Origin of the sequence: Rhodoplanes elegans, assembly GCF_016653355.1 — a bacterium.
Lineage (GTDB): Bacteria > Pseudomonadota > Alphaproteobacteria > Rhizobiales > Xanthobacteraceae > Rhodoplanes > Rhodoplanes elegans.
Map to the genome: position 1 here is coordinate 1 of NZ_NHSK01000254.1, position 3731 is coordinate 3731.

The window sequence follows — 3731 nt, forward strand, 5'->3', positions numbered from 1 at the left end:
GTGGTGCCGGCACGGGCTCCGGCACCACCGGCTCGGCCGGCACGCTGTCGGACCAGCTCGCCCATTCGCGCGGCGTGGTCTGCCCGCCGGCCGCCGCCGACAGCGGCATCGTCGAGCCGCCGCCGGCCGGCGGCGCCCTCAAGGTCATCCCGCCGCCCGGCACGCCCGGCGGCGCCCCCGGCCCGGTGCCGAAATAACTGCGCTCCGCCCGGTCCGACACGACAAAACGCCCGCGGAATCCGCGGGCGTCTCGCTGTCGTCGCATCATCGGGCCCGGCGACCGGACGGCCGCCGGAAGACCCCGGTCAGCGGGCGGCGCGGGCCTTCTGGTTGACGCTGCCCTCGGCCATCGAGGTGAGCTTGAGGTCGGTCGCCTTCTCCTCGTCGAGCGTCTTCTGGAGCACGCTCGCGCAGTCGGTGCGGCCGAGCTGCTTGGCCCAGGCGATCAGCGTGCCGTAGCGGGTGATCTCGTAGTGCTCGACCGCCTGCGCGGCGGCGATGAGGGCGGCGTCGAGCACCTTCGGGTCGTCGACCTCGCCGACCACGTCGTCGGTCTCCTCGATGATGCCGTCGATCGCCGGACAGTCGACGCCGCGCACCTCGAGGCCGTGCATGCGGAAGACCTCCTGCAGGCGCGCGATGTGGTTCTCGGTCTCGCCGAGATGCGCCTTGAAGGCCTGCTTGAGCTGCGGGTCGCCGGCCTTCTCGATCATCTCGGGCAGCGCCTTCACGATGCGGTTCTCGGCGTAATAGACGTCCCGCAGCGTGTGCACGAAGAGATCGTCCATCGTGCGGATGTCCTTGGAGAAAATACCCATTTGTCGTGTCCTGTTGGAAGGGAGATCCGGGCGTCGGGCGGCCTCTTGCCGGGCTGCCCGCCCGCTGCGCCGACCCGGTCACCGGGCGCGGCTCGCCGGACCAACCGCCCGGAAACCCGCGGGTTCCGGCCTTCCAGGACACTCACCACGGCACCGATCGCTGCGCTGTTTGACCTTGATCAAGGTCGTTTTCGTCAATCGCCCTTTACACTCCTAGCCCATGAACAGTGTCATCGCGCTCGCCGAACGGAACGTCCCCCGGTACACCTCGTACCCGACCGCGCCGCACTTCACGCCGACGGTCGACGCCAAGACTTACGCCGGCTGGCTCGAAGCCCTGCCGGCGGGATCCACCCTGTCGCTCTACCTGCACGTCCCCTTCTGCATCGACATCTGCCTCTACTGCGGATGCCACACGAAGGCGGTGCGGCGGGACGCGCCGCTCGACGCCTACACGGACCGGCTGATCGAGGAGATCGGCCTGGTCGCGGCGAAGGCCGGCAGCAAGACGGTGGTGCACATCCACTGGGGCGGCGGCACGCCGTCGATCCTCGGCGCCGAGCGGCTCGGCCGCATCGTCGACGCGATCAAGCGCAGCTTCGACCTCTCGACCCTGCACGAGCACGCGATCGAGCTCGATCCGCGCCGGCTGACGCAGGATCTCGCCGACGCGCTCGGCCGCATCGGGGTCACCCGCGCCAGCCTCGGCGTGCAGGACTTCTCGCCCCACGTCCAGGAAGCGATCGGGCGCATCCAGCCGTTCGAGATCGTGCGCGACGCCGCCGCGATGCTGCGTAAGGCCGGCATCGACCGCATCAACATCGATCTGATGTACGGCCTGCCGCGTCAGACCATCGCCGACGTGGAGAAGAGCGCCGCGCTCGCCGCGTCCCTCGATCCGGCCCGCCTCGCGCTGTTCGGCTACGCCCATGTGCCGTGGTTCAAGGGCAACCAGAAGCTCATCGACGTCGCCGCCCTGGCGGGGCCCGGCGAGCGCATCGAGCAGGTGAAGGCGGCGGCCCGCACGCTGGCGAGCCACGGCTACGTGGCAATCGGCCTCGACCACTTCGCGCGGCTCGACGACGACCTCGCCAAGCTGCAGCGCGGCGGCCGGCTGCACCGCAACTTCCAGGGCTACACGACCGACGAGGCCGACGGCCTGATCGGCTTCGGCGCCTCGGCGATCGGCAAGCTGCCGCAGGGCTTCATCCAGAACGCCGTCGACATCGCCGGCTACTCGCGCACGGTCGAGAGCGGCTCGCTCGCCACCATCAAGGGCGTCGGGGTGTCGGCCGACGACGTGCTGCGGGCCGAGATCATCGAGCGGCTGATGTGCGACCTCGCGGTCGATCTCGACGCTCTGCCGGCTGCACTGACCGCGGGGCTCGACACCGGCTTCGCCCACGAGCTGAGCGATCTCGACGGCCTCGTCGCCGCCGGCATGGTGCGGGTCGAGGGTCGCCGGATCGTCATCACCGAGGAGGGCCGGCACTTCGTCCGGCTGGTGGCGGCGGCGTTCGACGCCTACCTGCCGCAGAACCGCTCGCGGCATTCTGTGGCCGTTTAGGCCATCGCGACATTCGGTGGCCGTATCGGCCACAAAGTCGTACTGACGAAGCATATTGCGATGGCCGGGGCGCGCCCCGGCCATCGTCGTTTGGAGCGGCCTCCTGCGGATTCCGGCTGATCAGCTCCCACCCTCTCCGGCAGCGCGCAGCCGTATCGCGACCCAGTCGATGAAGGCGCGCAGGCGCGGCGACAGGTGCTTGGCCCGCGGATAGAGCACCGAGACCGGCGTCGGCGTCGGTGGCGTGTCGGCCAGCACCACCACCAGGGCGCCGGCCCGGATGTCGGCCTCCAGCCGATAGCGCGGCGCCTGGATCAGGCCGAGCCCGGCGCGCCCCGCCGCCGCGTAGGTCTCGGCCCCGTTGACCGTGACGACCGACGGCAGCCGGATCTCGCGCCGCTCGCCAGCCACCAGGAACTCCAGCGGCAGCACGGCGCCCGTCGCCGACGAGCGGAAGCCGACCATGCAATGTCCGTCGAGCGCGTCCGGGCCGTGCGGCACGCCATGCCGCGCCAGGTAGGCAGGCGACGCGCAGGTCACCTCGGGCAGCGTCGTCAGCCGGCGCGCCACGAGGTCGCTGTCGATCAGGGTGCCGACCCGCAGCACGCAGTCCATCCCTTCCTGCAGGAGATCGACGTAGCGGTCGCTCTCGCTGAGCTGCAGGTCGATGCCCGGGCAGGCGGCGAGGAACTCCGGCAGGTGCGGGACCAGGATGCGGCTCGCCATCCCGCCGTGCACGCCGACATGCAGGAGCCCCTTCGGGGTCGCGCCGGCGAACGCGCCCTCCGCGTCCTCCAGGTCGGCGAGGAGGCCGAGACAGCGCCGGTAATAGGCCTCGCCGTCGAGGGTCGGGCCGACATGCCGGGTGGTCCGCTGCAGCAGCCGGACGCCGAGCCGCGCCTCCAGCCCCTTCACGGCCTCGGTGACGGAGGAGCGGGGCAACCCGAGATCCTCGGCGGCCCGCGAGAAGCTCCGGCGCTCGACGACGCGGGTGAACACCCGCATGGCATCGAAACGGTCCATCGTCCGCCGCCCTTTGTTCGGAATTTTAGAACAGTGATGCCATTGATCGCCAGATTATCTTTTCCAGACGAACTGCCAAGTCTCTCCGCGTGAGCCGCCCTGCCGGCGGCCAGCCGAGGAGACATCGCCATGACCCAGCCATCCACCACCGACGCCACCCGGGTCGCCATCGTCACCGGGGCGTCGCGCGGCATCGGTGCGGCCGTCGCCGAACGCCTCGCCCGCGACGGCTTCGCCGTGGTCGTCAACTACGCCGGCGACGCCGCGCCCGCCGAGGCGCTGGTCCGCCGCATCGCGGCGGCCGGCGGCCGCGCCGTCGCGGG

The 3731-nt window shown here is 71.0% G+C and carries 4 protein-coding genes and 1 pseudogene; 3 read left to right on the plus strand and 2 right to left on the minus strand.

The window, feature by feature from the left end:
• Window positions 1–197, plus strand: a pseudogene (locus CCR97_RS27500) (hypothetical protein); the annotation flags it as partial.
• A 108-nt stretch (window positions 198–305) separates the two neighbouring features.
• Here the strand turns inward: CCR97_RS27500 and CCR97_RS27505 are convergent.
• Window positions 306–818 (minus strand): YciE/YciF ferroxidase family protein, encoded by a 513-nt coding sequence (locus tag CCR97_RS27505; protein WP_111360032.1) that lies wholly within the window; start codon window positions 816–818, stop codon window positions 306–308.
• A gap of 220 nt (window positions 819–1038) precedes the next feature.
• On the opposite strand from CCR97_RS27505, the gene hemN reads away from it, so the two are divergent.
• Complete coding sequence (gene hemN / locus CCR97_RS27510) at window positions 1039–2385, plus strand: oxygen-independent coproporphyrinogen III oxidase (protein ID WP_111360033.1); 1347 nt, start codon at window positions 1039–1041, stop codon at window positions 2383–2385.
• A 120-nt stretch (window positions 2386–2505) separates the two neighbouring features.
• Here the strand turns inward: hemN and CCR97_RS27515 are convergent, their stop codons facing one another.
• Entirely contained in the window at window positions 2506–3408 is a 903-nt protein-coding gene (locus CCR97_RS27515; protein WP_111360034.1) for a LysR family transcriptional regulator, read from the minus strand.
• Window positions 3409–3537: 129 nt separating this feature from the next.
• On the opposite strand from CCR97_RS27515, the gene CCR97_RS27520 reads away from it, so the two are divergent.
• The coding region (locus tag CCR97_RS27520; protein WP_201160067.1) for an SDR family NAD(P)-dependent oxidoreductase at window positions 3538–3731 on the plus strand (194 nt) is incomplete at its 3' end.